The sequence below is a fragment of the Okeania hirsuta genome (genome assembly GCF_003838195.1).
Lineage (GTDB): Bacteria > Cyanobacteriota > Cyanobacteriia > Cyanobacteriales > Microcoleaceae > Okeania > Okeania hirsuta.
In genome coordinates this window covers 1-2047 of record NZ_RCBY01000525.1, presented here as the reverse complement: position 1 = coordinate 2047, position 2047 = coordinate 1, and the positions used below count along the sequence as shown (strand labels likewise).

3 protein-coding genes are annotated in these 2047 nt (G+C 36.8%); 1 reads left to right on the top strand and 2 read right to left on the bottom strand.

What is annotated here, in order from left to right; all coding sequences use genetic code 11:
- Window positions 1–47 precede the first annotated feature (47 nt).
- Window positions 48–380 carry a hypothetical protein gene (locus D5R40_RS32480; RefSeq protein ID WP_240039187.1) on the top strand — a complete coding sequence of 111 codons (333 nt, stop codon included), beginning with the start codon at window positions 48–50 and terminating at the stop codon, window positions 378–380.
- A gap of 99 nt (window positions 381–479) precedes the next feature.
- Here the strand turns inward: D5R40_RS32480 and D5R40_RS37200 are convergent, their stop codons facing one another.
- Together D5R40_RS37200 and D5R40_RS32475 are read right to left on the bottom strand one after the other, a co-directional pair.
- The gene (locus tag D5R40_RS37200) at window positions 480–626 is read right to left on the bottom strand and encodes a hypothetical protein (protein WP_192901216.1); all 147 of its coding nucleotides are present in this window, start codon (window positions 624–626) and stop codon (window positions 480–482) included.
- A 229-nt stretch (window positions 627–855) separates the two neighbouring features.
- Window positions 856–1812, bottom strand: a complete 957-nt coding sequence (locus D5R40_RS32475) for an RluA family pseudouridine synthase (protein WP_124147475.1) — start codon at window positions 1810–1812, stop codon at window positions 856–858.
- Window positions 1813–2047 lie beyond the last annotated feature (235 nt).

The window sequence follows — 2047 nt, the reverse complement described above, 5'->3', positions numbered from 1 at the left end:
AATTTTGAACACCGTGTAGACGGTGGGGTATTAAACCCACAAAGAAAATGATAAAACTATCAACAAATCAATTGAAACAGCTTTACCTGAAATTGATACAAATTCCTACGATTTTGTTTTTTGTCTGGGTTCATTATTATTTGTTGAAGATGCTCAATTGCGGTTTGATCATCATCGATCAAATTGCTCGTCAAGCTATTTTGATTAGTATTGATGAAACAACGGAGGAATTTATTAAAAATTTTGTTGTGCCAGTTTACGAGCATTCAAAAATGGTAATTGGCAATGCTATGGAAGATTATTTTATATTAGGTTGGACTTCTCAAACTACAGGTATTCCTATCAGAACTCGGATGATTTATATTGAAAAAAACAATTAAATTTAATTATAGATTAAGTAGTGATTTTTTAGTTTACCTCCTGACAATTAAAAGGATGTACTGAACTAATATCACTACTTCTAAAAGACTATATTTTTTTTAAAATACGAAAGGTAATATTGAAGTGGGGGCAGGTATCATTTCACTACCTCTAAGATCTAGTAGTTGTACAATAATTAAATAAGCGATCGCCAAAGCGATAGAAATAGCTCCAGTAATAATAGCCACAATTTTTCCACGATCCATAATTTTCTACTCCTGAACTTATTTCATAATTAAAAAAATTAGCTTTTTGTTGGTTGGGTGGAGGAACGTTCTTCGTAGCTTATCTGCAGGATAAACTCAACAAACTCGTTTTGTCTGTTGGGTTGCGCTACCGCTTAACCCAACCTACAGTATTATAACTGACTCCTGAGTTCTAACTTCTAACTTCTAACTTCTAACTTTTGACTTTTGACTTTTGACTTTTGATTTCTCATCCAGAACGTCTACGCAAAACCTCAACCAAAGTGAGAAAATCTTCTGGCAAAGGAGCGATCGCCTCCACTAACTCTTCAGAAACAGGATGTTGTAACTCTAGTCGCCAAGCATGAAGCGCTTGACCATTTAAATTCACTCCTACGGAACGACCTTTTCCATAAATAGTATCCCCCACAATAGGATACCCTATTTTAGCACTGTGAACCCGAATTTGATGAGTCCTGCCAGTCTCTAACCGAAACAACATCATAGAAAAATTTCCCAAACGTTCCTTAACTTCCCAATGAGTAACGGCGACTTTTCCGCCTCTTTCCACTGGTGTCACTGCCATCTTTTTGCGGTCTACCCGATGACGACCAATAGGTAAATCTATTTTACCACTATCTGTTTTCGGACTACCATAAACTACTCCTAAATATTCCCTTCTAGCAGTTTTCGCCTGTAATTGTGCCTGCAAATGTTGATACGCTTGGTCTGTTTTTGCGACCATTATTGCTCCAGTCGTATCCTTATCTAAGCGATGCACAATACCCGGTCGTTGCACTCCACCAATACCCGCCAAAGAATCACAATGAGCTAAAAGTGCATTCACCAAAGTACCATCAGAATGTCCGGGAGCTGGATGTACGACTAAACCTGCTGGTTTGTTGATAATTAATAAAGCATCATCTTCGTAGAGAATATCCAGAGGAATATCATTAGCTTCTATTTCTAAAGGTACTGGTGGGGGAATAGTTAAAATAATCCGATCGTCATGCTGTACTATTACTTTTTTAGAGGTGCAGAGTTGGTCATTTATTTTCACATTACCTTGGGATATTAACTTTTGAATATGCGATCGCGATAGGTCAGGTATTTGCTCAGATATCCAGATATCCAAACGCTGATTTATTTGCTTGACAAATTCACCCTTACTCTTTACCTCTAAAATTATTGAACTTTCATCAGCCATAAGTTGTACAAATTGTTAGTGGGATAAAAACCCGATTAAACCTAAACTTAAGTATAAAATAACAAAATATCAAATATAGCACTACGCAAATAGGGAGCGGACATTTTTAACGAAGTCAGAAGTCAGAAGTCAGAAGCGAGTGTGTAATTCTGAGGTCCCCTCAGAATGTAAGACACGCTCAAGACAGTCAGAAGTTATTTTTGTAACGGGAATTTAAGTCCCGCTCCAAAAATAA

Excerpts from the sequence above, each read along its gene's own strand:
- D5R40_RS32480 (WP_240039187.1), top strand. The coding sequence starts at position 48 with ATGATAAAACTATCAACAAATCAATTGAAACAGCTTTACCTGAAATTG.
- D5R40_RS32475 (WP_124147475.1), bottom strand. The coding sequence starts at position 1,812 with ATGGCTGATGAAAGTTCAATAATTTTAGAGGTAAAGAGTAAGGGTGAA.
- D5R40_RS37200 (WP_192901216.1), bottom strand. The coding sequence starts at position 626 with ATGGATCGTGGAAAAATTGTGGCTATTATTACTGGAGCTATTTCTATC.